The following is a 24,726-nucleotide window of genomic DNA, read 5'->3' as shown; positions in this document are numbered from 1 at the left end:
ACAAAGCCGGTCCTTGGGTGGAGGCCGGGAGCGGAGACCGCTGGAGCGCTTGGCTGGCCTCGGTGACACCCGGGTCCGCACGCCGGGGGAAGGCCCTCCCCATCGGCGCTGGAGGTGCCGCCGCCGCTCTGGGACGCGCGCAATCGGTCACGGCCGCGCAGCATCTCCTAACCGTCGCTTAGAGCGAGCGCGCGCCACTGGCCACCGCCCTCGCTTGCGACGCTCAAAGCCAAACTCTCACGGCGCAGGCTTTTGAAGAGACGGGGTAGGGGGGGCCAAAAGCAGCCCCGCGCGGGGCTATCGCGGCGAGGCGTCGCCGAGATAGCCATGCCCCGTCGCCAGCACCACCAGCGCGACCGCCGTACCGGCGTGGCGGATTTCCACCGTTCCCAGCGATTCGACGCTTTGAAAGCGCCGACGCATGGCGTTCATCTGGGCGTTGGAGCCGGCGGCGTCGAGCACGAGCACCGCATCGGCGCCTTTGCGGCCGTGCTGGATGTCGCTCATGAGGAAGCCGCGGCAATCGTCCCCCATGCAGGCAACCGGCCAGGAGGGGCCGAGAGCATAGCCCACCTTTCCGCCCATGTGCCAGACGGGCGTCACCACGAAGGCATAGGGGCCGGGTGTCAGCCCCTGGCGCCGGATCGCGGCGTCGAGATCGCTCCAGGTCGCGAGTTCACGCAGCGGATCGCCCCCGGTGGCTGAGAAGGCCGTACCGAGGGACGGAACCATGGAGACCGTGGCGATCACCGCCACGCCCGCTGCGGTGAAGCCGGCGGACCAGACCGTCCAGCCCCGGATCGCGGCGTTGGCGGCCCAGCGCCGCGCGGTGGCCCGGCCGAGCAGAGGGAAGAGCATGAGATAGCCGGGCGCGGCCCAGTGGAAGAAGGGCTTGGCACCCGACCAGGCCGCGACCACCGGGAACACCAGCACCGGTCCGGCCGCGAGGCATATGAGCAGGAGCGCGCGCGGGTTGACGGGCCGGGCCCTGAGCGCGCGCACCGCCGCCGCCACGAGGCCGACCCAGATCCAGGGCGTCAGGAACAGGGCGATGCCGCCCACCACCATCAGCGCCATCAGCGGGTGGAAGCCCGCCGCCGACGCCCGCGCGCTCTGGAAGGCGAGGGAGGCGAAGCCATTGCCGATGTTCCAGGCAATGACCGGCGAGAACAGGACGAGGGCGACCACGCCGCCGGCATAGGGCCATACGGTGGCGAGCCATTTGCGCTGCCGCGGGCACAGCAGCAGGAACAGGAAGGTGCCGGCGAACAGGAACACGCCGTGATATTTGGAGAGCAGCGCCAGCCCGCCGAAGGCACCGGCCAGCAGCCACAGGGCAGGATGGGCCCGCTCGTCGAACAGGACGTGCGCGATCACCAGCGACCCCGCGAGCAGGAAGGCGATGAGCGGTCCATCCGGCAGCACCCAGGTGGCGCTGGTGAGCCCCAGCACGGGCGCGCAGGCCATCAGCAGCGCCGCCCACACACCGGCCCAGCGGCCGAACAGCCGGGCCGTGAGCAGATACATGAGCAGGGTCGAGAGGGTGGAGAGCAGCAGGAACGGCGCCCGCACTGCGAGCGGCGCCTCCGAGCCGAAGAGGACAGCGGAATAATGCGCCAGCCACCAGGCCATTGGCGGATGGTCGAAATAGCTGAGCGCGGGGATGCGGCTGGTGACGACGGTGTAGGATTCGTCGTTGCCGAGGCCGGTGGTTGCCGCGAACAGGAGACGCACGGCCAGCGCGAAAATGAGCACCGCGGCAAGGGCCGAGGCGGGCGAAATCCGCTCCTGCAGCGTCCGGAGGCCCGCAGGTCGGTCGCCGACGCCAGGCCGCGCGAGACCTGGCGTGGAAACGCTCACTTGGAGGGTCCCCAGACGAACAGGGAGGTCATAGCGAAGTTCCAGACCGCGCCGATGATGGAGCCGGCAACGCCCGCGAGCCACCAGCGCCATCCGCCCTCGAACACCCAGCTGGCGACGCCCACATTGGCCACCGCGCCGGCACCGCAGATGAGGTAGAACTTGAGCAAAGCTGGGAGCATGGCGAGGCCGCTCACCCTCCGGTCGCGATAGGTGAAGACGTTGTTCATGGCGAAGTTCGACGTCATGGCGCCGATGGTCGCGATGGACTGGGCCACTGCGAAGCCAAGCCCGACGAGCAGCCCGCCCTTCAGCATCAGCAGGTGCAGCACCAGCCCCGCGCCGCCCACGGCCGAGAACCAGACGAACCGGGGCGAGATGGCACCGCCGCTGACCTTGAAGATCAGGAGGGTCAGGAAGTCGAGCATCGTGCGGCTGTCGAGCTTGCTGTCACCCTCGTCGCGGGCGGCGAAGGCCATGGGCACTTCCACGATCCGCATCGGTTCCTTGCTTGCTGTCATGATGTCCAGGAGGATCTTGAAGCCGTTCGGCGAGAGGGAGGGCGCGAGGCGTTCCACCAGCGCACGGCGGATGAGGAAGCAGCCGCTCATGGGGTCGGACGTCTTGATGCCGAGGATGCGGCGCGCCATGCCGGTTGCCGTGCGGCTCATGGCGCCGCGGCGGCGGTTCAGCCCGTCGGCGCTGCCGCCATCCACATAGCGGCTGGCCACCACGAGGTCGGCGTCGGGGGACCGATCGAGCATGGTCCTGAGCACGTTCACATCGTGCTGGAGATCGCCGTCGATGACGGCGACGAGTGGCGCCTGGGCAGCCAGCATCCCCTCGATGCAGGCGCCAGCGAGGCCGCGCCGGCCGATCCTGCGGATGCAGCGGACGCGGGGATCCCGCTCGCCGATCTGCCGCACGGTGTCCGCCGTTCCGTCAGGCGAATCGTCGTCGACGAAGATGACCTCGTAGGGGACGCCCTTCAGCGCGCCGTCGATGCCGACGAGCATGCGCTCCACATTGCCGCGCTCATTGAAGGTGGGGACGATGACTGACAGGCGCGGCACCGCGGGCAGCACACCGACGGCCGCATCGGATTCGGGCTCGGCGCTGCTCTGCCGGACGATGCCGGGGCCGCGGGAAGACGGGGAACCGAAGGGAACAGGCGCGGAATCCGGCATTCTTTGTGCGTTATCCTGCGGCCTTGCGAAACGACGGGTCGAAGGTACGGTCGCGCTGGGGACAGCCTGCGCAGGTCCTCCCGGGAACGTGGAGGAGAGTGCCGCGGCCTCCCCCATGTCGAATGTCACTACCTATCCGGCCTCGGGCCAGCTTACGGATTTCAGGCAGCCCCTCCCGTAAGCGATGGGGGCACGCACCGCAAGCCTCCCCTCGTACGGCGATGACACTAGGAAGCCAAGCTGACAGCCGGCTTACGGCTTTGAGGCGCGATCCGCCGCAGTCTTTCCCGGGAACGTCGGGGGCGGCTCCCGGCTACCCCCGGGCGCGCAACTCACGGCGGAGAATCTTGCCGGTGGCGGTCATGGGTAGGGTATCGGTGAAGGCGACGTGGCGGGGATATTCGTGGGCCGAAAGGCGGGTCTTCACGAAGTCCTGGATGTCCTTCGCCAGCGCCTCGGAGGGGGCGACGCCCGCCTTGGGCACGATCCAGGCCTTCACCGCCTCCGTGCGAAGCGCATCCGGCACGCCCACCACCGCAACCAGCGCCACCGCCGGGTGCTTGAGGATGCAGTCCTCGATCTCGCCGGGGCCGATGCGGTAGCCGGCTGAGGTAATCACGTCGTCGGCGCGGCCGACGTACCAGAGATAGCCCTCCTCATCCTGCCGGCCCATGTCGCCGGTGAGGAGGAAGTCGCCAGCATATTTGTGCGCGGTGGCCTCGGGATTCTTCCAATATTCCAGCATCATCACCGGATCGCCGCGGCGGATGCCGATATGGCCCTCCGTGCCGCGGGGAAGCTCTTGGCCCGCGTCGTCCACGATGCGCACGTCATGGCCGGGGATGGCCTTGCCCATGGAGCCGGGGCGGATGGGGAAGAAGCTGGAGTTGGAGCCGACCACGAGATTACACTCGGTCTGGCCGTAGATCTCCCGCGCCTCGACGCCCAGCCGCTCCTGCACGAACGCGCCCAGCTCCGCCCCCAGCGTCTCGCCGCCGGTGAGGAGGGAGCGCAGTTTCAGGCCGGCATGCTTCACATCCGCCTGCCGCAGCAGCTTCAGCGCCGTGGGCGGCAGGAAGACGTTACGCACATGGTGGTCCGCCATGAGGGCCATGGCGGCGTCGGGATCGAACTTCTTCGCCCGGTGGGCGAGCACCGGCACGCCGAAATAGAGCGAGGGGAAGAGCACGTCGAACAGCCCGCCGATCCACGCCCAGTCGGCCGGCGTCCAGTGCAGGTCGCCGGGCTGCGGCATGTATTGGTGGACGAACTCGATGCAGGGCAGGTGCCCCAGCAGCACCCGGTGGCCGTGTAGGGCGCCCTTCGGGTTTCCGGTGGTGCCCGAGGTGAAGATGATGATGCCGGGATCGTCCGGCCCCGTATCCACCGGCGTGAAGCGGTCCGAGCCCTGCGCCAGCGCCGCGTCGAAGGAGAGGGCGCCGCCCGCGTCCGGGCCGATGACGAAGACGTGGGCGAGGTCCGGCAGGTGATCCCTCACGCGCATCAGCTTGGCGAGGCCGCCGAGGTCCGTCACCAGCACCTTGGCGCCCGAGGCGGCGAGGCGGAATTCCAGCGCCTCGTCGCCGAACAGGGTGAAGAGCGGCACGGAGATCATCCCCGCCTTGAAGGCGGCGATGTGGGCGATGGCCGTCTCGGGCGCCTGCGGCAGGAACACCGCCACCCGGTCGCCGGGCCCGAGGCCCTTGGCGACCAGCACATTGGCGAAGCGGTTGGTGAGAGCTTTCAGCTCGTCGAAGCTGTAGGAGCGGACGGCGCCCGTCTCCTCCACGAAGATCAGCGCCGGCTTGCCCGAGCCGTCCGCATGGGCATCGGCGCAGGCGACGCCCATGTTGAAGCGGGCCGGCACCTGCCAGGAAAAGGCGCGCAGCAGCCCCGCATAGTCATCGGCCGGAACGAGCATCGTCACCTCCCACGGCACCGCTCTGCCGGCGGCTGCGCTTCAAGGAAACGATCGAACGTTTTTTTCCGGGGGAGGTCAAGAGAGTGGCCCGTGGGGAGACGTCCCCACGGGGGCAGCGGGAGACCGCTTGGTCAGTAATAGGACGCGATGGTGTCCACCTCGGCCTTGGAGCCGAACACCAGCGGGATGCGCTGGTGGATGTGGTGGGGGGTGATGTCGAGGATGCGAGACGTGCCGTCGGTGGCGCCGCCCTTGGCCTGCTCTACCAGGAAGGCGAGGGGGAAGGCCTCGTAGATCAGGCGCAGGCGGCCGTTGTCGTAGCCCTTGCGCTTGTCGCGCGGGTATACGTAGACGCCGCCGCGGGTGAAGATGCGGAAGGCGTCGGCCACCATGGAGCCGACCCAGCGCATGTTGAAGTCCTTGCCCCGCGGGCCTTCCTTGCCGGCGAGGCAATCGGCGAGATAGCGCTGCATGGGCGCGTCCCAGTGCCGGACGTTGGACTGGTTGATCCCGTATTCCTTGGTCTCGGTGGGGATTTCCACATCGCTGCGCGCCAGCAGGAACTCGCCGGTGCGGCGGTCGTGCACGAACACCTGCGTGCCTTCGCCGAAGGTGGCGACGAGGATGGTCGCCGGGCCATAGGCGAGGAAACCGGCCGCGACCTGCGCCGAGCCCGGCCGCATCACCGCGTCCTCGGGCTTGGCGAACGCCGAAGCGTCATAGGGCATGATGGAGTAGATGGTGCCCACGGACACGTTGGTGTCGATGTTGGACGAGCCGTCCAGCGGGTCCACCGCCACCACGAGGCGACCTTCGGGATTGAGCGGGATCAGCTCCTCGCTCTCCTCGGAGGCGAGAAAGGCGGTGGGGGTCGGCAGGAGCTTCTCGCGGATCAGCTCCTCGGCCACCACGTCCAGCTCCTTCTGGGCGTCGCCGCCGGCATTGGGATCGACGCCACGGATATTGGCGAGCCCTTCTTCCAGCGGGCCGCGGGCCACGAGGTCGGCGATGCCGAGCCCTGCTTCGGCGATGGCGGTCACGGTGGCGGCCACGGCCTGTCGAGAGGCGTCGCTCCCTGCCCAGTCCGCGAGATAGGTCTTGAGGCTCACCGCAACGCTCACCTTGTGCTCTCCTTCGATCCGGCGGCTGAGCCGACGGCAGTCCGATCGGGTTTCGTCTTGCCCCGCCTCAGCGGGTGCGGACGATCTCTATACCGACATCGCCAAACACGCCGGTGACAGGCGCGCCGGGCTTGTGCACCACCACGCGCACCTGCTCGACCATCTCGAAATGGTCCAGGAGGCGGGTGGAGATGCGCTCCGCCAGCGTCTCGATGAGGTGGACGGGATCATCCGCCACCACCGCCGCGACCTGCTCGTAGATGCCCTGGTAGGACACCGTGAGCGCCGCATCGTCCGCCCAGGCGGCGGGGCGGGTGTCGAGCCAGCAGTCCACATCGATGATGAAGCGCTGACCCAGCTCCCGCTCCGCGTCGTACACGCCGTGACGCGCATAGAAGGGCAGTTGCCGCAGGAACAGCCGGTCGGTGTTGTGGGGGCGGGTGCGGGGCGCGGAGCTCGCGTCGGGCTGGGTGTCCGCAAGGGCGGTGGGATCGTCGGAGGTCATCTCATCCTCGCGAGGAGGCGTCGCCACGGGCGCACCCCCTGCCTCAAACTCGCTGCCTTCCTATTGGTTTCGCCGGCTGCTTTCAACGGATCTTCACCTCGACCGGTGTCGGACGCGGCAGACGCGGCATGGAGGGTGGCACGCCCTCGCGGATCAATTCGGGCACGAAGGCGAGCGGATTGACGCCGAGCGCGGCGTGAAGCCCGGCGTAGGACGCGGTGACGCGGGGGTTCACCTCCGCCACCACCGGGCCTTCGGGCGTCAGGATCACGTCGATGCAGACGATGCCGGAGAGGCCGGGAATGGCTTCCGCGACCCGTCGCGCTGTCTGGGCGAGGCGTCCGTCCTCATCCGCGATGCCGCCGACCTGCACGCCCTCGAAAGCGAACACGCCCACAAGGTGGCTGATGCTGAGACGGTTCGCCGCGAGCAGCGTCACCCCGTCCGGCCGCACCAGCACGCTGAGGCTGGCGAGGTTGCCGTTGAGGAAGGGCTGGACGATGAGGCCGCCGGAGCGGGGCAGGGCGGCCCTGTTCGGCCAGGCGCGGGCGGCCGACCAGCCCGTGCCTTCCTCGGGCCGCGTCACCAGATCGCCGTCGAGCCCGGAGGGCAGCGCGTCGATCGGATAGGTCGGCACGTGCGGAATGCCGTACTCTGCGAGGCGGCGGGCCAGCGCCATCCGGTTCGAGGTGAGGATGATGGCCTCGCTGGAGCTGGCGAGCGTGCGGGCGCCGCCCTCACGCATCAGCCGGGCGAGACGGGCCAGAAGCCCACCGGCCTCGGGGGCGATGGGCCACACCACGTCGGCGTCCTGGGCGAGGCCGGACCAGGTGATCCACGGGTCTGCGCCCTTGCGCACCGGCACCGCCTCCTCGTTGGGCGGCGGCAGGCGGTCGTCATAGGCCAGCACCACGTTGATGCCGACGAGCTCCTGGAGATCGGTGACGATGGCGTCGCGGATCAGGCGACCCTCCGCCAGAGCCGCCTCCGGCAGGGGCTTGTCGCGCATGCCACCGGATGTCACGTACTCGCAGATGAAGACGCGCATGGGGCTCCTCTCGCACAAGCTCAGCCGGACCTCGATATGCAGCTTATCCCCGTCGTTGACCTGAAGGGAGGGGTGGTCGTGCGTGCCCACAGGGGCGAGCGCGAGGCCTATCGCCCCATCGTCACGCCGCTTTCGCCCACCGCAACGCCCTGCGACGTGGTGGCGGGGCTGTTGTCGCTCGCCCCGTTCCGCACCCTCTATGTGGCTGATATCGATGCGATAACCGGCGTCGGCGGCAATGACGCGGCGCTGCGCGACCTCCGCCGCACCTTCCCCGGCCTCGCGCTTTGGGTGGACGCCGGGGAGGGTGACCCGGCGCGCATCGCCGCACGCGCCAAATCCGGACCCGGTATTCCCATCGTGGGCACGGAAAGCCTCGGCGAGGCCGACGTGGAGGCCGCGCTCGCGGTGGACGGTGTGATTCTCTCCCTGGACCACGATGCCGCGGGACCGCGCGGTCCGGAGCGTGCGCACCGCGATGCACGCCTGTGGCCTGAGCGCGTGATCGTCATGACGCTCGCCAGTGTCGGCAGCGGCGAGGGGCCGGACATGGATGCGCTGGAGCGCACCGGCCGGCTGGCCGAGCGGCAGGGGGTGACGCCGGCGCTCTACGCTGCCGGCGGCGTACGCGGGCCGGTCGATCTCGAAACGCTCGCCCAGGCGGGAATCGCCGGCGCGCTGGTGGCGAGCGCCCTCCATGACGGACGGATCGATCCCGAGACCGCGCGTCGATGGGCGTGACGTAGGGTAAGTCAGTCGCGGTTGCAGAAGCGCGTCACGCCCAGTCTGGAGCGTGGTTCACTGTAACCTTCTCGCCACACTGGAAAATGGAGGTGCCGCAAGGGTGCCCCGTGTCATGGAACTGTAGCATCGCACCCCTAGGCAGGGCCGAGCTTCTCGATCCTCGCGCCCGGAATTGCCCTCCATGATGATCCGTCTGCCGCTGCTTCAGTCGTCCGCCAGCCGCTTCGTCCTGGCTCTCGTCTGCTCCGGCTCCGCGATGCCCGCCCTTGCCGGATCGTTCACCGTGCCGCCGGCCACCGGGCAGCAGACCGTCTCCGGCAGCGACACCGGCACCATCGATGCCGGCGCAACGCTGAACACCGGCTCCTCCGCCTCCATCGTTTGGAACGGCAACGCCACGACCTCTCCCGGTGTGGTCATCACCAATTCCGGCACCATCACCTCCACCAACCGGACCATCGACACCACGGGTGCCTTCACCGGCAGCTTCACGCTGAACAACAAGGTGGGCGGCAAGGTCACCTCCAAGGACGACGCGTTCCGCATCAACGGTCCGCTCGCCAACGGCACGGTCATCGTCAACAACGACGGCACGATCAGCTCGCAGACCGGGCAGGCGCTGGACTTCGACAAGGCGACCTCGGCGACCGCCACCGTCACCATCGGCAACACCGGCACCATCTCCTCGGCCGGCTCGGATGCCATCCGCCTCGGCGGCGGCATCATCGGCATCACCAATTCCGGGACGATCGAGACCACCTCGTCCGGCAAGCGGGCGATCAAGTTCGACACCGCATCGAACTTCGACACGCTGAAGAGCCTGACCATCACCAATGAGGCGGGCGGCGTCATCACCGGCACGGATGATGCCATCAAGATCTCGTCCAAGACCACCAGCACCGCCGCGCCGGTGATCTCCATCACCAATGCGGGGACGATCCAGTCGAAGTCGGGCGGGCAGGGGATCGATCTCGGCGACATCTATTCCACCAACGCGACGATCACGATCACCAACGAGAAGACTGGCCTGATCACCGCCGCCGACAATGACGGCATCCAGGGCACCAACGGCGTCACGATCAACAATTACGGGACGATCTCGTCCTATTACGCCGCTGGGACCGCGGACACGCAGAACAACTCCGCCGTCAAGGTGAGCGGCGATGACCAGGGGCAGGCGATCACCCTCAAGGTGAACAACTATGCCGGCGCCCTCATCTCCGGCGCCTATCACGGCATCAAGGCCACCGGCTCGGACGACAACCTGATCGTCACTAACAACGGCACCATCGAGGGCCGCAACGGCTCGGGCGTGAATTCCAACGGCACGGGCACGCTGACCAATTACGGCACGATCTCCGGCACCTTCGATCCGGCCGCGAGCTTCGGCGATGGCGACGGCGTGGACTTCGACCATGCCGGCACGGTCCTGAACTACGGCACCATCGAGGGTCTCGGCTCCAAGGGCATCAAGCCGGGCGAGACGACGCCCAGCACCTCAGAGGGCATCGCCATCGGCGGCGGCGTGATCACCAATGGCGACGCCGCCCACACCTCGGCCCTGATCTCCGGCGCCAACAACGGCATCCTGGTCGACGACAGCAACAGCGGCGATGCCTACGCCGCCATGAGCATCACCAATTACGGCACCATCCAGGGCCTCGACGGCTACGGCATCCGCTATGTGAATTCGGGCGTCGATCCCACCAAGTCCCTCACCGTCGTCAATTACGGCACCATCTCGGGCACCACCTATGCGGTGCAGATGGGCAACGGCAACGACCTGTTCGTCGTCGGCGCGGGCAGCAAGGTGGTCGGCATCGTCGATGCGCAGGGCGGGGTCGATACGCTTTCGCTCAAGACCACGAGCGGGGTGCTCGACTTCGATCTCGGCCAAGTGGGGAACGCCGCGACCTATCGCCATTTCGAGGAAGTGGTCACCGACGGGTCGGTCTATCTCTCCGGCACCAGCACCTTCTCCGGCACCTTGAACATGGGCAAGAGCGGGAGCTTTGGTCTTAATGACCTCTATGCCCCCGACGCCCACTTCAAAAGCGAGGCAGGTTCCACCGGGCCGCGCGGAATCTGGGGCCATGGCACCATTGGCAGCCTCGATGCGGTGGACATCATCATCGACCCGTCAACCGGCCCGTCCAACGCGACGGGCACCATCGCCGTGAAGGGCGATGTTTCCCTGACCGACACCAGTTACTGGGCCAACATCAATCCCGATGGCTCCTCCGACTTGATCAAGGTCGATGGAAAGACGACCCTCAACGGGGCGGACAACCGGGTCTTCGTCGCAGGTCAACTGGAGTGGGGCGCGCGCTACACCCTCCTGTCGTCCGCAGGCGGGATCAGCGGGACGTTCGGAACGCTCAACACCTACGGACCCGCGTATCTCTTCATCGCTCCGGAACTGAGCTACGACGCGACCCACGTCTATCTGGAGCTCGAACGCAACGGCATCGCCTTCGCCACCTACGCCGCGACCCCGAACCAGCGTTCGGTGGCCGGCGCGCTGGAGCGCGCGGGCATCGGGCCGACGAAGACGTCCGCCCTCTACACCGCGTTCGTCACCCAGTCGCTGGGCGACAGCCCCAGTCTCGCCCTCTCCCAGCTCTCTGGTGACCTCTACGCCACCCTGCCCGGGCAGATGGCCACCGAGAACATGATGGTCAACGACCTCATCCTCGGCCGTCTGCGGCAGGCGGGCTACACCGGCGCCAAGGGCGCGGAAGCCGCGCTCGGTGCTGGCGGTCCGGCCCGCGCCTATGCCGATCCGGCGACGCCGGGCGCGCAGGCCTTCAAGGCCGTCAAGGCGCCCGAGCCGGGTCCGGTGTGGACCACCTGGGCGCAGGGCTACGGCCAGTGGCTCTCCACCTCCGCCAATGGCAATGCCGCGGCCGCCGACACCAATCTCGGTGGCCTGCTGATCGGCGCGGACCTCTCCGCCAGCAACTGGGTGCTGGGCCTCGCCGCCGGCTATTCCTCCGCCTCCACCAGCGCCGATGCGGCTTCCGCGAACACCGAGACCTGGCGCATCGCCGCCTACGGTGGCGCGACTTTCGACGCGATCAAGCTCCGCGCCGGCGCCAGCTACGGCTGGAGCAGCATCGACCAGAGCCGCTTCGTCGCCCTCACCGGCGAAAGCCCGAAGGCGAGCTATAACGGCACCGCCGGCAACCTCTTCGCCGAGGCCGGCTACACCTTCGCGTTCAGCGGCGTGGCGCTGGAGCCGTTCGCCGGCATCGGCTGGACCAGCGTGGACCTCGGCAGCTTCATCGAGAACAACGCGCCCATCGCCGGCCTCGCCTCCACCGGCTCGTCGTTCGACACCGCCTATTCCACCCTCGGCTTGCGCATCGCCACCAGCTTCAACGCCTCAGGCATCGTCGTGACGCCCCATGCCTCGGCCGGCTGGCGGCACGCCTTCGGCGATGTGACGCCGCAGACGGTGCTGAGCTTCATCAACACCGGCACCGCCTTCGGCATCGACGGCCTCGCCATCGCCGAGGACAGCATCGTCGGCTCGGCGGGTGTCGACTTCGCCTTCAGCACGGGCGCCACCTTCTCGCTGGCCTATGAGGGCATGGCTGGTGATGGCACCAGCTACAACGCTGGCAAGGCGACGCTGGCGGTGAAGTTCTGAAAGGTCCGGGCGCGCGAGCCGGGCGGAGCGCCCGGCATCGTGCGCCCTTTCCACCTTACAAGGGGACTAGGGGCCGCTCCGCCTCAGGCTTCGGCCCGTGCAGTCATCAGCGCGGCGAAGATGCTGGCCACGGTGAGGTCGGCGCTGGTGCCGGGGTTGAGCCCGCGGGCCTTGAGAGCGGCATCGAAAGCGAGGAGCGCGTCGTGGCGTTCTGCCGGTGACAGGCCAGCGAGCCTGCCGCGGAAGGCCGCTGCCTCCATCCGCACGGCTTCCGCCTGCGCCAGCCCGAACTTGCGGGCGATGTGGCTGTCTGGAAGTGTCGCCAGGAAGGCGAGGTAGGCGTCTTCAATGCGCTGACGCGCGAGCGGTTCACCGGCAAGCACGGGAACACCCAGCGCGAAGAGGTCGGCATATCCGGTCACATACTGGCGGGCGATGGCGTCGCGATCGGCGGCGAGCGCCATGGCGTCCTTGAGCGTGACGCTGGCCGGAGCGCGCACATCCGCCTCGGCCGATGCGCCGAGGCCACCGGGCGAGGCGGCCGCGATGGCGCGGAAGGTCGCTGCCGCATCTGAAAGATCGAGGCCATCCAGGACGACGGTCAGATGTTCCCGAAGCGGTCCGCCGCTCTCGGCCGCCATCGCAAGGGGCGCGCAGAGCAGGATGATGCCGAGATTGGTGTTGCAGCCGGCGACAGCGAGGGAGGCCTCCACCGCCGCCAGCACCCGCGCCCCGACGCGAAGGGTCGGATCGGCCACGGCCGGCGCTGCGGCTGTGGCTGCGGCCTCGAACTGTGCGGTTTCCATGCCGTGCCCGGCCGCGAAGACATGCACGTTGCCGGGTTTCAGCGCCGACAGTTCGGCAAGACAGGCGGCGCGGAAGGCTTCCGCCACCTCGGCCGGCGCAAGAGCCCTCATGCGGTGACGGGGAAAGGGATCACGGAGCGGGTTCCATTACCGCGCCGAGGCCGAAGTCGCGCAGCAGGGCCTGCGTGCGCTCGCGCATCCGCGCCTCGGCGACTTCCGGCGTGGGGCCGGTCGCGCGCACGGTGCAGAGCGGGGCCCCCTTCAGCACCGAGGCGCCTGCCGGCGGACGATCGGCCACGAATTCGGGCCACGCATCCTGCGGCACCACCATGTCGTGCGCGGCATAGATGACGCCGGCGGCGTGCGCCTGCGCGGGCACGGGCAGCACTTCCGGCAGCTTTCCGCCGCAGGCCGCGAGGTGCAGGCCGAGCAGCGGCGGCAGGGGATCTGTGTCGAAGATGTCGAGGGTCGCGCCGGGGCGGGGGTTCACCTCCACCAGGAACCAGTTGTCGTCGTTCACCACGAAGTCGAGCGAGACGAGCCCCACCAGGCCGCATGCGAGCGTGATGCTGAGCGCCCCCTTCAGCATCTCGGCGGCGAACGCTTCCGGCAGGGCCACAGGCCCGGTGGCACCGCCATAGCGGAAGGGATGTTCCTCGTCCTGCGAGCGCCATTGCCGGGAGGCGCCGACGATCCGGGCGGCGCTGCCATTGGACAGCAGCAGCAGCGAGAGGGACTGGCCCTCCACCTCGCGCTGGAGATAGTGGCCCGGTGCAGGCGGGGAGAGATCGCCGGGGGCCCTGCGGCTGATATGGGCGCCGCCGGCGCCGCCGATCTTCTTCTCCAGCACCGGCGTGCCGCCGAAGGTCTCGGCGGTGGGCGCTTCGAGCGTCACGGCCGGGAAGGGGACGCCGAGATGGGCCGCGAGGGCGGCAAGGGCGATGGGGTCCTTCAGCACGCGCACGATCGCCGGCGCGTTGCCGAGGATGGGGTTGCGCTCGGCGATGCGGGTCATGAGGGCGGTGTCGTCCTCAAGCCCGCCGCCCAGCACCACGGGCAGACCCGTGGGCGCGAGGGAGTGGAGCGCCTGGATCAGGTCATCCCCGTCGAAGGCGCAGCCGTTCTTCTTGTGCACGCGCACGCAGCGCGCGGTGTGGGCGCAGGTATCCAGATCGGCGAACAGGTCGAACGAGAGTGCCGCGAAGCCGGCGCGGGCGGCGCTGGCCGCCAGCGGCCGGGCGGAAATGGCAATGAGAGCAATATCCATCTGGATCCCAGCCTGTTGGTTCGGAGCCCACTTGCGGGGCCTTTTATGCGGCGCGGCCTGTGCGGTGACGCGCCTTCCTCCCGTCCTGTCCGGTGCCGCGCGGGCGGTACTCAGAGAGCGATGATGTCCGCGCCCTGATTGTTTCCTCGCACGCAATCGAATGACAGGTTTGTGAACGATGCGAAGCGGCGGCGCAAGGTGGCCGCCAGTCGCGCCGCAGTCTCCTCGCCATCGACAATGGCGAATCCGGTCGGCCCCCACGAGCTTTGGCCGACGCCGGGGATGCCTTCGGCCTCGATTGCAGCGATGGCTTCCGCAACCTGCGGGCTCAGGAAGCGCCCGCCGCCCTGCGCCGCGGCATAATGATCGCCCAGCACGCGCTGCCAGTGGCCGATGACGCTGCCGAAGCCGTCCGCATCCGCAGCTGCCAGCGCCGGCAGCGCCTCAAGCAGCATGCGGTGGCACAGATGGGCCGCCTGCTCCGCCGGAAAGGGCGGCAGGGTGGCCATGGCCGCCGTCTCCTGCGGGCCGCTCAAGCCTTCGCGGGCGGCGTCGAACACCAGCAGGATGCGCCAGCTCTCCGGCACCGGGAATCGCGAAAGCAAAGGCGGCGGCGCGCTGGCCTCTGGGCCATCGAGCGCCTTGCCGCCGTCGAGGATCACCCCGCCGGCCGCGAACGCCTCCATGCCGATGGCCGAGCGCCGGCCGCGCCCGAGCACGGTGGCCACCGCCCGGGGCGACAGATCATGCCCGGAGAGCCTTGCTACCGCGACGCCCACCGCCAGAGCCAGCTGCGTGCCGGAGCCGAGCCCGCCATGGGCCGGCAAAGCGGCGTCCACGTCGATGGCGAAACGCCCGTCTATGCCGAGCTTGTCGCGCACCAGATCCCGCGCGCGGGCGGCCCGGTCGCGGTCCGGTCCCTCGGCGGCGTCCGTGGTACTGCGGCGGACCGTCACCTCGGTGCCCGGCCGCTCCAGCGCGATGCCGAGCGAGCCGAAGCGGCGGCCGAGCGATCCGCCGAGATCGAGAAAGCCGAGATGCAGTCGCGCCGGCGCGCGCACCTTCACCCCGGCCGCATTGCGCAGATCCACGCGGCGGCTCAGCCGGCGAGGGCGGCGCGCAGCCGCTCCGCATGGGCGGCGAGCACGTCGGGCTTCTCCATCTCGCTCGCGGGCGGCTTCATGGGCACACCCGAATGGCGCGGGATGACGTGGACATGGAGGTGGAACACCACCTGCCCGCCGGCCTCCTCGTTGAACTGCTGGATGGTGATTCCATCCGCCCCGAAGGCCTTCATGCCGGCGATGGCCACCTTCTTGGCGATGGTCGCCACATAGGCGAGGTCCTCGGGCGCGATGTCGAGGATGTTGCGGGCCGGCGCCTTGGGGATGACCAGCGTATGGCCGGGGCAGCGCGGCATGATGTCGAGGAAGGCGAGGGTCTTGTCGTCCTCATAGACCTTGTGCGCCGGCAGTTCGCCGCGAAGGATGCGGGCGAAGATGTTCTGCGGATCGTAAGCCGGCGTGGCGGTCATGCGCATGTCTCCCTGTTGGGGGAGGAGATTGCAGGGCGCGGGCGGGGGGTCAAGCCCGCACCGGCGCGCAGCTGATGACCTCAGCCGAACCGGCCGGTGACGTAATCCTGCGTCCGCCGGTCCCGGGGGTGGGTGAAGAGGTCTTGCGTCGGCCCGAACTCCACCATCTCGCCGAGATACATGAAGCCGGTGAAATCGGAGATGCGCGCCGCCTGCTGGAGGTTGTGGGTGACGATGACGAAGGTGTAGTGCGCCTTCAGCTCCTCGATGGTCTCCTCGATCCGCGCCGTAGTGATGGGGTCGAGGGCCGAGCAGGGCTCGTCGAGCAGGATCACCTCCGGTTTGAGGGCGATGGTGCGGGCGATGCACAGGCGCTGCTGCTGGCCGCCGGAGAGGCTGAGGCCGCTCCGGGGCAGGATGTCCTTCACCTCGTCCCAAAGGGCCGCCTTGCGCAGGGCCTCCTCCACCCGCAGGTCGAGATCGGCCGGCTTCAGCTCCTCATTGATGCGCAGGCCGATGGCCACGTTGTCGTAGATCGACATGGGGAACGGCGTCGGCTTCTGGAACACCATGCCGATGCGCGCCCTGACGCGCGCAGGGTCCATGGCGTCGCCGAGAATGCTCACGCCGTCGAGCAGAACGTCGCCCTCCACCCTCTGGTCCGGGTAAAGCTCGAACATGCGGTTGAAGATCCGCAGCAGCGTCGACTTTCCGCAGCCCGACGGGCCGATGAAGGCGGTGACGCAGTTGGCGCGCAGGTCGACCGAGATGTCCCTGAGGGCGATCGCGTCGCCATAATAGAAGCTCACATGGCGGACGGAGAGCTTCACCGGGGGCAGGGTGGCCTGCCGGCTGGCGAAGAGCGTCGGTGCAGGCAGTCCGGCATGGGCCGCGCCCTCGGCGGGAGGCGACGACGGGGTGTGGATGGACATCGCGGCCGATCCTCGGCTGGGGCTGATGTCTCCTGCCTAGACGGTCTGCGGCGCCGCGTCCTTGCGCTAGCGCATGGGCGCGGGCGATACGCGAAAAATCAAGCGTTGGCGCGGCTTTGCGTCTGGCCCGGCGCGGGCTCCATCCTGCGCCGGCTCATCTTCTGCTCAGAGGCTACGGAGTCAGTTCTGTCCCTGGCTCTGGGCCTGCGCCAGCTTCTGCGGGGCACGGCCGTCGAGGGCGCTGATGCGCTCCTCCACATCGAGGCCGGTGCTGCGCAGCGCTTGCACGCCCACGGCATCGAGGCCCACGGCGAGGCGGACATAGTTTTCCGTGCCGCAGATGTTGCGGCCGGCATCGAACGAGACCCAGCCGATCTTGGGCACATGGGCCTCGGCCCAATGCCGCGCCTCACCCTCGCCCTCCTCGCCGGTCTCCGGCGCGACATAGCCGGAGATGTGGCGCGCCGGCAGGCCGAGATGGCGGGCGGCGGCGGTGAAGACATGGGCGATGCTGCCGGCGCAGGCGGTGCCCGCCTTCACGGCCTCGGCCGCGCTCAGGGGATCGCCCAGCGTCGGGCCTTCCTGCTCTTCCACGCTCTCGTGAACCTTGACCATGAGGGCGTGGAGCTGGGCCAGCGGGTCGTCCTTGGGCGCTTCGATCGCGTCGGCGAGGGCGGCCACGGCCGGATCAACTTCCGTGAGGTCGGTCTGGCGCAGGAACAGGGAGGGAGGGAAGCGCTCCACCGTGCCGCGCACGATGCCGGTCGTGTCCTGCGTCTCGATCTCGCCTTCGGCGCAGACGGTCAGCTGATCGGCCGGCCCGTCCACGGAAAAGGTGTGGCAGAGGTTGCCGAACGCATCCTCTTGCGGGTGGAGGCGGCAGTCGGAATTGAGGTCCAGCGCCCAGCGCAGGATGAACTGGCCCTCATGGGCGCGCGGGGTCAGGCGCACGGTCACGGCCATGTTGCGGGTGCCGGGCTCGAAGCGCTGGGTGATCTCGTGGCGGATGCGGATGCGCATTGCGGGAGTCCCTGGTGACGATGCGGCGCGCGCGCCGCGACTGACAGTCCCCCGGCGCGAGCCGGCCGCGCCGACGGGGAAGCTGATGGGGCCGCGATCGGCCCCGGGGTCAGGTCAGATACTGCTCGGTGATCTCGGCGCCGAGCTTGTTGTTGTCCGAGATGAACTCGGAAATGAACTCGTGCAGGCCTGTCTGGAAGATATCGTCGATGGACTTGTTGGTGAGCCGCGCCAGCATGGCACGCGCCTGCCGCTGGGACGGACCCTGCCGACCATAGACCGAGGCGATGTCGTCCAGATTGCGGGCGAGGCTGTCGTAGCAGGCCGCCAGCGAACGCGGCATCTGCCGGTTCAGGATGAGCAGATCCGCCACCAGCCACGGTTTCACGCTGTCGCGATAGACCCAGTGGAAGGCGGTGAGCGCCGAGACCGAGCGCAGGATGGACGCCCACTGGAAGTAGTCGAGCGGGCCGCCGATGTGCTCTTTCTCCGGCAGCAGCACGTGATACTTCACGTCGAGGATGCGGGCGGTGTTGTCGGCACGCTCCAGCTGGGCGCCGGAGCGAGCGAACCAGTAGCCGTCATTGCGCAGCATGGTGCGGAAAGTCGCCCCGTCGAAGCGCAGCGACGTCTCCTTCACGAAGGCGAGGAAGCGCGAGAGCTCGTCGCGCGTCAACGCGCGGTTGGGGAAATTGCGCAGCTCGATCCAGGCGGAATTGATCACATCCCACATCTCCGAGGTCAGCGCCGTGCGCACCGAACGGGCGTTGGTGCGGGCCACCTCGAAGCAGTTGCGGATGGAGGAGGGGTTCTCCGACTCGAAGGCGAGGAACGACACCACGTTCTCCTCCTTCGCCTCCTCCAGCGGACCATAGCGCGCGACGAACTCGTCGGCGCAGCCTGCGGTGAGTACGGCCGAACTCCACTCGTTGGTGGAGCCGCCGTAGGTCACGGGCGTGTAGGCGAGGCGCTGGGAGACGTCGAGGATGCGGGCCAGGCAGTCGGCGCGTTCGACGTAGCGGGTCAGCCAGTAGAGGTTGTCGGCGGTGCGGGAAAGCATGGGGAGCCCGTTGCGGAAGGAGAGGGTGCGCGGCGCGGTTCGGCCGCGCTCATGCGTCCTGCACCCGGATGGCGTGGCGCCTCCGGGGGCGGTTCAGGCGGGGGAACCGGGCGGGGCCCCGGCTCCGGCTGTGGCACGGGCCGGGATGCCCGTGCGCGGGGAGAAACCTGCACGAACGATAGCGCCCATGCGTGGAAAAGCGAAAGCGTGAGCGCCCCTGCTCCTGCATCCAGAACCCAGAGCATGAGCGCCGGCGCTCATGCGTCGAGGACCCAGAGCGTGAGCGCTCGCGCTCATGCGTCTAGCACCCAGGTGTCCTTGGTGCCGCCGCCCTGGCTGGAATTCACCACGAGGGAGCCCTCCTTCATGGCGACGCGGGTGAGGCCGCCGGGGACGATGCGCACCTTGTCGGAGCCGGAGAGGATGAACGGGCGCAGGTCCACGTGGCGCGGGGCGATGCCCTTTTCCACCAGTGTCGGGCAGGTGGAGAGCGCCAGCGTCGGCTGGGCGATGAAGTTGGCCGGGTCTGCCTTGAGCTTGTCGCGGAACTTCTCGATCTGCGCCTTGTCGGAGGCCGGGCCCACCAGCATGCCGTAGCCGCCGGAGCCGTGCACTTCCTTCACCACCAGCTCGGGCAAGTGCTCCAGCACGTACTTCAGATGGTCCGCCTCGCGGCAGCGCCAGGTCGGCACGTTGGGGAGCAGGGGCTCCTCGCCGAGGTAGAACTTGATGATGTCCGGCATGTAGGAATAGACGGCCTTGTCGTCGGCGACGCCCGTTCCCACGGCATTGGTCAGGGTGACGTTTCCGGCCTGGTAGGCGCTCATCAGCCCCGGCACGCCGAGCACGCTGTCGCGGCGGAAGGCGAGGGGATCGAGGAAGTCGTCGTCGAGGCGGCGGTAGATCACGTCCACCCGCTTCGGCCCTTCGGTGGTGCGCATGTAGACCACCGCATCCTTCACGAACAGGTCGCGACCCTCCACGAGGTCGACGCCCAGCTTGTCCGCGAGGAACGAGTGCTCGTAATAGGCCGAATTGTGGATGCCGGGGGTGAGGATCACCACGTTCGGCTCATGGCCGCCATGGGGCGAGAGCGAGCGCAGGGTGGCGAGCAGGTCGTCGGCGTAATTCTCCACCGGCGCGACGCGGTGCATGGAGAACAGCTCCGGGAACAGCCGCAGCATGATTTCCCGGTTCTCCAGCATGTAGGAGACGCCGGACGGGGTGCGGGCGTTGTCTTCCAGCACATAGAATTTGTCGGGGTCGGTGCGGACGATGTCGATGCCGGCAATGTGGACATAGAGATCGTGCGGCACGCGCTGCCCGTTCATTTCCGGGCGGAAGGCGGGGTTTTGGTAGACGAGGTTCTCAGGCACCACGCCGGCTTTGAGAATCTCCCGCTTCGAGTACACGTCCTTGATGTACATGTTCAGCGCCTTGACGCGCTGCTCGAGCCCACGGGACAGGCGGCTCCACTCGTCCTTGGTGAGGATGCGGGGCACGATGTCGAAGGGGATGAGGCGTTCCTGGGCGTTCTGCTCGCCATAGACGGCGAAGGTGATGCCGATTCGCCGGAAGATGAATTCGGCCTCCTTGCGCCGATGGTCCAGCACGTCCTGGGGCACTTCGGCGAGCCAGCGCTGGAGGGTCTCGTAGGCCGGCCTTACCCCGCCGTCGGTACTGGACATTTCATCGAACGCATGCGGCATTGGGATCGACACTCCACGCCCCGGGGAAGCACCCCATGAACTTAACAAACATCGTGCCAAAGAAGTGCTAAACGGGAAAGCGGAGCGAATGCGCCGCTCACGCTTTAAATGTGCCTTGATTTTAGGCAAACAAACCCCGGCTGACGCCGGCAAGGGCAGGGATCTGAGACATGGTTGAGGCAGGCGACGCGCGATCGGTCACGGCTGCGCTGATCGTGATTGGCGACGAGGTTCTCTCCGGCCGGACCAAGGACAAGAATATCGGTCACATCGCCGAGCGGCTGACCGACGTGGGCATCGACCTGCGGGAGGTCCGGGTGGTGGCAGACGTGGAAGAGGACATCGTGGCGGCGGTCAACGCGCTGCGTGCCCGCTTCGACTATGTCTTCACCACCGGCGGCATCGGCCCGACCCATGACGACATTACCGCCGACGCCATCGCCAAGGCCTTCGGGGTTTCCATCGACGTGGATCCGCGCGCCCGCGCCATGCTGCTCGAATATATCGCCGAGAAGGACCTGAACGAGGCGCGCCTGCGCATGGCGCGCATTCCCGCCGGCGCGACCCTCGTGGTGAACGAGGTGTCCAAGGCGCCTGGCTTCCGCATCGGGAACGTCATCGTCATGGCCGGCGTGCCACGCATCATGCAGTCGATGCTGGAGGCGGTGCTGCCGGAGCTGCGCAAGGGCCGGCCCATGCTCTCGCGCACGATCCTCGCCGAGGCGAAGGAGGGCGACATCGCCGCCCCGTTGCGCAAGATCGCCGAGACCTATCCCGACGCCATCATCGGCTCCTACCCGTTCCGCGACGAGGTGGACGGGCGCTACAAGACCAATCTCGTGGTGCGCGCCCGCGAGCCGGAGACGCTGGCCGCCGCCGGCGATGCCGTCGCCCGGATGGTCGAGGACAATTCGCGCGGCTGAGGCCGCCTAGTTTTCCTTCGCGATCTGGCCGAGCCAGACCTCGCGATACCATGTGGCGAAGCGGGCGACGCCCTCCTTCAGGGGGGTGCGCGGCGCGAAGTCCACCGCCTGCGCGAGGCTGGTGACGTCGGCGAAGGTGGCCTGCACGTCTCCGGCCTGCATGGGCTGGAAGTCCAGCTCCGCCTTGCGGCCCAAAGCCTCCTCGATATGGCCGATCAGCGCCATCAGCGGCTCGGGGCTGTGGTTGCCCACATTGTAGATGCGATAGGGCGCGTTCGAGGTCGCCGGGTCCGGGTCCGCCCCGGTCCAGGCGGGATCGGGCGTCGCGGGCTTGGGGAGCAGAGCGACCACGGCATCCACCACATCGTCGATGAAGGTGAAGTCCCGCTGCATGTCGCCGTTGTTGAACACCTTGATCGGCCGGCCGTGCCAGATGGCATCGGTGAACAGGAACACCGCCATGTCCGGCCGTCCCCACGGGCCGTAGACGGTGAAAAAGCGCAGCCCGCTCACCGGCAGCCGGTAGAGGTGGGAATAAGCGTGGGCCATCAGCTCGTTCGCCTTCTTGGTGGCGGCGTAGAGGCTGATGGGGTGGTCCACCGTCTGTTCCACCCGGAAGGGCAAATCGGTATTGGCGCCGTAGACCGAGCTCGATGAGGCATAGACGAGGTGCGCGACGCCGCCATGGCGGCAGCCTTCCAGCACATTGCCGAAGCCCACGAGGTTCGAGTCGATGTAGGTCTCGGGATGCTCGATGGAGTAGCGCACGCCCGCCTGCGCCGCGAGATGGACCACATGGCTCGGCCGGTGGCGGGCGAAGACATCGGCGGTGGCGGCGCGGTCCGCCAAGGTCAGGCGCTCGAAGCTGAAGCCGGGGTGGCTCATCAGCCGGGCGAGCCGGGCTTCCTTGAGCCGCACGTCATAATAGGCGTTGAGATCGTCGATGCCGACGACGGCCTGCCCCATCGCAAGCAACCGCTCGGCGACGGCGGCGCCGATGAAACCGGCCGCGCCGGTGACGAAGATGGGGGCTTTGGTGAAGGTCAAGAACGGTCCCCGCAAAGATCGCGCCGGACGGCGGAAGCTTCGCCGGGGTCGCCCGCATTCTTAGATCAGCGCTCCCGCGGCATCAACGCGCCCAAAGAGCAGGGGGCGGACCGAGCCGGCGGCCGTCAGGGTTCGGCCACCTGTTCGTAGTGAGCCAGCAAGGGGAGGGCGGCACGAGTTCGGAGCGAGGAGCGCGCCGGGCTTCTCCGGCGTTTGGCTCTGCCCAAGAGCGGGTCAGGGTGAGCGGGGCGAACTGCTGGCGGGCTCTTGGCCCTCCCGTTCTCCCCTCAGCTCACGCGGACCATGAAGACGATATAGGCCACCGAGCAGCACAACATGCCCCATAGGGCCAGAACGGATTCGGCTATCATTTTATCTGCCCCCCAGCAGTCGTTAGCGCGATTGTTGCGTTGCATTTACTCAAATGGGTGGGAAGGGGGCGATGAAAAATGATCCGACGTCTGCTTTGATCAAACGGTAGGGTTAATCAAATATTGCCGAGGATTTGCGATTACGTTGTCCGGCTAGGCGACCCGGCGGCAAGGGAGCAGGAGCAATTTGGTCAAGGTTCGCGACCGCTGGCAGGGGCGCTTTTGCGGTGCTTCAACGGGCGAGCCGATTGATCGGGGTCGCAGGACAGGCAAAGCCGCCGAGCGAACGATGCGCCTTTTCAGTCGCGCATCCGGAAGGCTCATCGCAAGGCAGGAGAGCGGGCCGAACCGCCATGCTCCCCCGGCAGCGCCTCAATAGGCTTCCTTGCGCAGGACCTCGAGGAAGGTCTTCAGGATGATCTTGATATCGATCCAGACCGACCAATTGTTGATGTACCAGAGGTCCATCTCGATCCGGCGCTCCATCTGCTCAAGCTCCGCAGTCTCGCCGCGGAAGCCCTGCACCTGGGCCCAGCCGGTGATGCCCGGCTTGACGTGGTGGCGGAACGCATAGCCGGAAATCAGCTTCGAATATTCGTCGTCATGAGCGATCGCATGGGGCCGCGGTCCCACGATGGACATCTGCCCGAACAGCACGTTTAGCACCTGCGGTAGCTCGTCGAGGCTCGATGCGCGCAGGAAGCGGCCGACACGCGTGACGCGCTTGTCGTTGCGCTGCGCCTGCACAACCTTCGTCCCGTCCTCCATCACCGTCATGGAGCGGAACTTGTAGATGGTGAATTCACGGCCGCCGAAGCCGTTGCGGCGCTGACGGAAGATCACCGGGCCGCGGCTGTCGAGCTTGATCGCGGTGGCGATGATGGCGAACAGGGGCAGCAACAGGAGAACGGCGCAGCTGGCGACGGCAATGTCCAGAAGGCGCTTCTGCGCCAGCTCGAAGCGCGACAGGGGTGCGCGCTGGACCTCAATGGCGATGGACGAGCCGAAATCGACGCGCGGCGCGTCGAGCAGCTCGCTGATGATCTCGTCCGGAAGAAGCTTTACCGGAAGCGGCACCGAGCGCAGCCGGGCGCGCACGGCATCGAGCCGATCCACGTCGCTCCACGGCATGGCGAGGACGATTTCCTCGACGCGGTGCTGCCGGGCGAACTGCAGCGCCGCCTTCAGCGCATCCTTGTCGGATGTAGAGAGCAGCTCCTTCGCAGAACCATCCGGCGTGGAGAGGCTGAAGCGCCGCACCTCGTTCAGGCCGAGCCGCACCAGCATGTGGGCAGGTACCACCTTGGCGAGTTCGCCCGCGTCGCCGACCAGAATGGTTGCGCGTCCCTTCACGGCGCCGCTCGCAATGGCCCGACGCAGCCAGACAGCCATCGCCCAACGGGCTGCCGGGAGAGCGAAGAAGCCGAGAACGGCAAAGGCCCCGGTGGAGACGCGCGACGTGCTTCCCGCCACCTTGAGGCAGAAGATCACCGTTGCGACGACGAGGATGGCGAAGGTCCAGTTGACCATCGTCGCGCGCACTTCCTCGACCACACGCACCATGCGCCACGGCTTGTAGAGCCCGCGCGAGATGGTGGTGAGCACGAAGGCCACAGCCGCGAGAATGCCGATGCCAACGGGCTGCGTGACCTCGAACCCGCTGCTCAATTGTGCCGAGAACAGGAAATCGACGAGGATGCTCAGTCCCAGAATAAGGACGACGTCGGCCACAACGAAGAGCGGCGGCATCGACGCGTAGTCGAGCGTAGGGGTGACCCCAGACCGATGCGCTTCGCTCGCCCGTTCAACCCGCATGTTGTCCGTGGAAAGCGACATTCGTCCCTCAGTCGGCAGATGGCTACCGCAAGGAGATGTGAAATTGTGAGGTGAACATAGCACTTCGGCAGGAGATCGACAAGTGAGTAAAGCCGGGCCAGAGGGTGTATACTCCAGCGTCATATCCTTGAAACAATCAGTTACAGTAAGAATAGATCGTCGAAATATCCGAAAAATCTCAAA

General features: G+C 67.8%; 19 protein-coding genes. 3 read left to right on the top strand and 16 right to left on the bottom strand.

The window, feature by feature from the left end:
* Positions 1 to 297 precede the first annotated feature (297 nt).
* From D7006_RS13595 to D7006_RS13570, 6 genes are all read right to left on the bottom strand, one after another.
* Positions 298 to 1,860 carry a glycosyltransferase family 39 protein gene (locus D7006_RS13595; protein WP_237353394.1) on the bottom strand — a complete coding sequence of 521 codons (1,563 nt, stop codon included), beginning with the start codon at positions 1,858 to 1,860 and terminating at the stop codon, positions 298 to 300.
* The gene (locus tag D7006_RS13590) at positions 1,857 to 3,047 is read right to left on the bottom strand and encodes a glycosyltransferase family 2 protein (protein WP_237353392.1); all 1,191 of its coding nucleotides are present in this window, start codon (positions 3,045 to 3,047) and stop codon (positions 1,857 to 1,859) included. Before D7006_RS13590 ends, D7006_RS13595 begins: the two co-directional genes overlap by 4 nt.
* Before the next feature lie 313 nt (positions 3,048 to 3,360).
* A complete protein-coding gene (locus tag D7006_RS13585; RefSeq protein ID WP_237353391.1) occupies positions 3,361 to 4,968 on the bottom strand; it encodes an acyl-CoA synthetase in 1,608 nt (535 codons plus the stop codon).
* Positions 4,969 to 5,099: 131 nt separating this feature from the next.
* Positions 5,100 to 6,089 carry a class 1 fructose-bisphosphatase gene (locus D7006_RS13580; protein ID WP_237353389.1) on the bottom strand — a complete coding sequence of 330 codons (990 nt, stop codon included), beginning with the start codon at positions 6,087 to 6,089 and terminating at the stop codon, positions 5,100 to 5,102.
* 67 nt (positions 6,090 to 6,156) lie between these two features.
* A complete protein-coding gene (gene folB / locus D7006_RS13575) occupies positions 6,157 to 6,621 on the bottom strand; it encodes a dihydroneopterin aldolase (RefSeq protein WP_237353387.1) in 465 nt (154 codons plus the stop codon).
* A 55-nt stretch (positions 6,622 to 6,676) separates the two neighbouring features.
* Positions 6,677 to 7,642, bottom strand: coding sequence for an ATP-grasp domain-containing protein (locus D7006_RS13570; RefSeq protein ID WP_237353386.1), 966 nt, complete (start codon positions 7,640 to 7,642; stop codon positions 6,677 to 6,679).
* A 36-nt stretch (positions 7,643 to 7,678) separates the two neighbouring features.
* Between D7006_RS13570 and D7006_RS13565 the strand changes: the two genes are divergently transcribed.
* Together D7006_RS13565 and D7006_RS13560 are read left to right on the top strand one after the other, a co-directional pair.
* A complete protein-coding gene (locus tag D7006_RS13565; protein ID WP_237353384.1) occupies positions 7,679 to 8,383 on the top strand; it encodes a HisA/HisF-related TIM barrel protein in 705 nt (234 codons plus the stop codon).
* Between the two features lie 184 nt (positions 8,384 to 8,567).
* Positions 8,568 to 12,038, top strand: a complete 3,471-nt coding sequence (locus D7006_RS13560) for an autotransporter domain-containing protein (RefSeq protein ID WP_237353382.1) — start codon at positions 8,568 to 8,570, stop codon at positions 12,036 to 12,038.
* A gap of 83 nt (positions 12,039 to 12,121) precedes the next feature.
* Here D7006_RS13560 and D7006_RS13555 read toward each other — a convergent pair whose 3' ends face one another.
* The 8 genes from D7006_RS13555 to D7006_RS13520 form a co-directional block, all read right to left on the bottom strand.
* Positions 12,122 to 12,955 carry a triphosphoribosyl-dephospho-CoA synthase gene (locus D7006_RS13555; RefSeq protein WP_237353381.1) on the bottom strand — a complete coding sequence of 278 codons (834 nt, stop codon included), beginning with the start codon at positions 12,953 to 12,955 and terminating at the stop codon, positions 12,122 to 12,124.
* A 19-nt stretch (positions 12,956 to 12,974) separates the two neighbouring features.
* Positions 12,975 to 14,111, bottom strand: a complete 1,137-nt coding sequence (locus D7006_RS13550) for an ATP-grasp domain-containing protein (protein ID WP_237353379.1) — start codon at positions 14,109 to 14,111, stop codon at positions 12,975 to 12,977.
* Between the two features lie 110 nt (positions 14,112 to 14,221).
* Complete coding sequence (locus tag D7006_RS13545; RefSeq protein ID WP_237353377.1) at positions 14,222 to 15,202, bottom strand: beta-ribofuranosylaminobenzene 5'-phosphate synthase family protein; 981 nt, start codon at positions 15,200 to 15,202, stop codon at positions 14,222 to 14,224.
* A gap of 8 nt (positions 15,203 to 15,210) precedes the next feature.
* Positions 15,211 to 15,645 (bottom strand): HIT family protein, encoded by a 435-nt coding sequence (locus D7006_RS13540; RefSeq protein ID WP_237353375.1) that lies wholly within the window; start codon positions 15,643 to 15,645, stop codon positions 15,211 to 15,213.
* An 80-nt stretch (positions 15,646 to 15,725) separates the two neighbouring features.
* Entirely contained in the window at positions 15,726 to 16,577 is an 852-nt protein-coding gene (gene pstB, locus D7006_RS13535; protein WP_237353374.1) for a phosphate ABC transporter ATP-binding protein PstB, read from the bottom strand.
* Between the two features lie 180 nt (positions 16,578 to 16,757).
* Positions 16,758 to 17,597, bottom strand: a complete 840-nt coding sequence (locus D7006_RS13530) for a transglutaminase family protein (RefSeq protein WP_229643889.1) — start codon at positions 17,595 to 17,597, stop codon at positions 16,758 to 16,760.
* A gap of 109 nt (positions 17,598 to 17,706) precedes the next feature.
* Entirely contained in the window at positions 17,707 to 18,657 is a 951-nt protein-coding gene (locus D7006_RS13525) for an alpha-E domain-containing protein (RefSeq protein WP_024278738.1), read from the bottom strand.
* 293 nt (positions 18,658 to 18,950) lie between these two features.
* Entirely contained in the window at positions 18,951 to 20,366 is a 1,416-nt protein-coding gene (locus tag D7006_RS13520; RefSeq protein ID WP_169124178.1) for a circularly permuted type 2 ATP-grasp protein, read from the bottom strand.
* A 170-nt stretch (positions 20,367 to 20,536) separates the two neighbouring features.
* On the opposite strand from D7006_RS13520, the gene D7006_RS13515 reads away from it, so the two are divergent.
* The gene (locus D7006_RS13515) at positions 20,537 to 21,289 is read left to right on the top strand and encodes a molybdopterin-binding protein (protein ID WP_237353372.1); all 753 of its coding nucleotides are present in this window, start codon (positions 20,537 to 20,539) and stop codon (positions 21,287 to 21,289) included.
* Between the two features lie 6 nt (positions 21,290 to 21,295).
* On the opposite strand, the gene D7006_RS13510 is transcribed toward D7006_RS13515, so the two are convergent.
* Together D7006_RS13510 and D7006_RS13505 are read right to left on the bottom strand one after the other, a co-directional pair.
* Complete coding sequence (locus D7006_RS13510; protein WP_237353370.1) at positions 21,296 to 22,336, bottom strand: NAD-dependent epimerase; 1,041 nt, start codon at positions 22,334 to 22,336, stop codon at positions 21,296 to 21,298.
* Between the two features lie 743 nt (positions 22,337 to 23,079).
* Positions 23,080 to 24,543: an undecaprenyl-phosphate glucose phosphotransferase gene (locus tag D7006_RS13505; protein ID WP_237353369.1), complete on the bottom strand. Its 1,464-nt coding sequence runs from the start codon at positions 24,541 to 24,543 to the stop codon at positions 23,080 to 23,082.
* Positions 24,544 to 24,726: the final 183 nt, after the last annotated feature.

Origin of the sequence: Xanthobacter sp. YC-JY1 (assembly GCF_021730305.1) — a bacterium.
Lineage (GTDB): Bacteria > Pseudomonadota > Alphaproteobacteria > Rhizobiales > Xanthobacteraceae > Xanthobacter > Xanthobacter flavus.
The sequence above is the reverse complement of the archived record's forward strand: the minus strand, read 5'-3'. Positions and strand labels throughout refer to the sequence as shown.

Bases quoted from the DNA above. Each gene is read 5' to 3' on its own strand.
- D7006_RS13520 (WP_169124178.1), bottom strand. From the start codon at position 20,366: ATGCCGCATGCGTTCGATGAAATGTCCAGTACCGACGGCGGGGTAAGG.
- pstB (WP_237353374.1), bottom strand. From the start codon at position 16,577: ATGTCCATCCACACCCCGTCGTCGCCTCCCGCCGAGGGCGCGGCCCAT.
- D7006_RS13505 (WP_237353369.1), bottom strand. From the start codon at position 24,543: ATGTCGCTTTCCACGGACAACATGCGGGTTGAACGGGCGAGCGAAGCG.
- D7006_RS13530 (WP_229643889.1), bottom strand. From the start codon at position 17,597: ATGCGCATCCGCATCCGCCACGAGATCACCCAGCGCTTCGAGCCCGGC.
- D7006_RS13570 (WP_237353386.1), bottom strand. From the start codon at position 7,642: ATGCGCGTCTTCATCTGCGAGTACGTGACATCCGGTGGCATGCGCGAC.
- D7006_RS13540 (WP_237353375.1), bottom strand. From the start codon at position 15,645: ATGACCGCCACGCCGGCTTACGATCCGCAGAACATCTTCGCCCGCATC.
- D7006_RS13550 (WP_237353379.1), bottom strand. From the start codon at position 14,111: ATGGATATTGCTCTCATTGCCATTTCCGCCCGGCCGCTGGCGGCCAGC.
- D7006_RS13560 (WP_237353382.1), top strand. From the start codon at position 8,568: ATGATGATCCGTCTGCCGCTGCTTCAGTCGTCCGCCAGCCGCTTCGTC.
- D7006_RS13515 (WP_237353372.1), top strand. From the start codon at position 20,537: ATGGTTGAGGCAGGCGACGCGCGATCGGTCACGGCTGCGCTGATCGTG.
- D7006_RS13555 (WP_237353381.1), bottom strand. From the start codon at position 12,955: ATGAGGGCTCTTGCGCCGGCCGAGGTGGCGGAAGCCTTCCGCGCCGCC.
- D7006_RS13565 (WP_237353384.1), top strand. From the start codon at position 7,679: ATGCAGCTTATCCCCGTCGTTGACCTGAAGGGAGGGGTGGTCGTGCGT.
- D7006_RS13585 (WP_237353391.1), bottom strand. From the start codon at position 4,968: ATGCTCGTTCCGGCCGATGACTATGCGGGGCTGCTGCGCGCCTTTTCC.
- D7006_RS13590 (WP_237353392.1), bottom strand. From the start codon at position 3,047: ATGCCGGATTCCGCGCCTGTTCCCTTCGGTTCCCCGTCTTCCCGCGGC.
- D7006_RS13525 (WP_024278738.1), bottom strand. From the start codon at position 18,657: ATGCTTTCCCGCACCGCCGACAACCTCTACTGGCTGACCCGCTACGTC.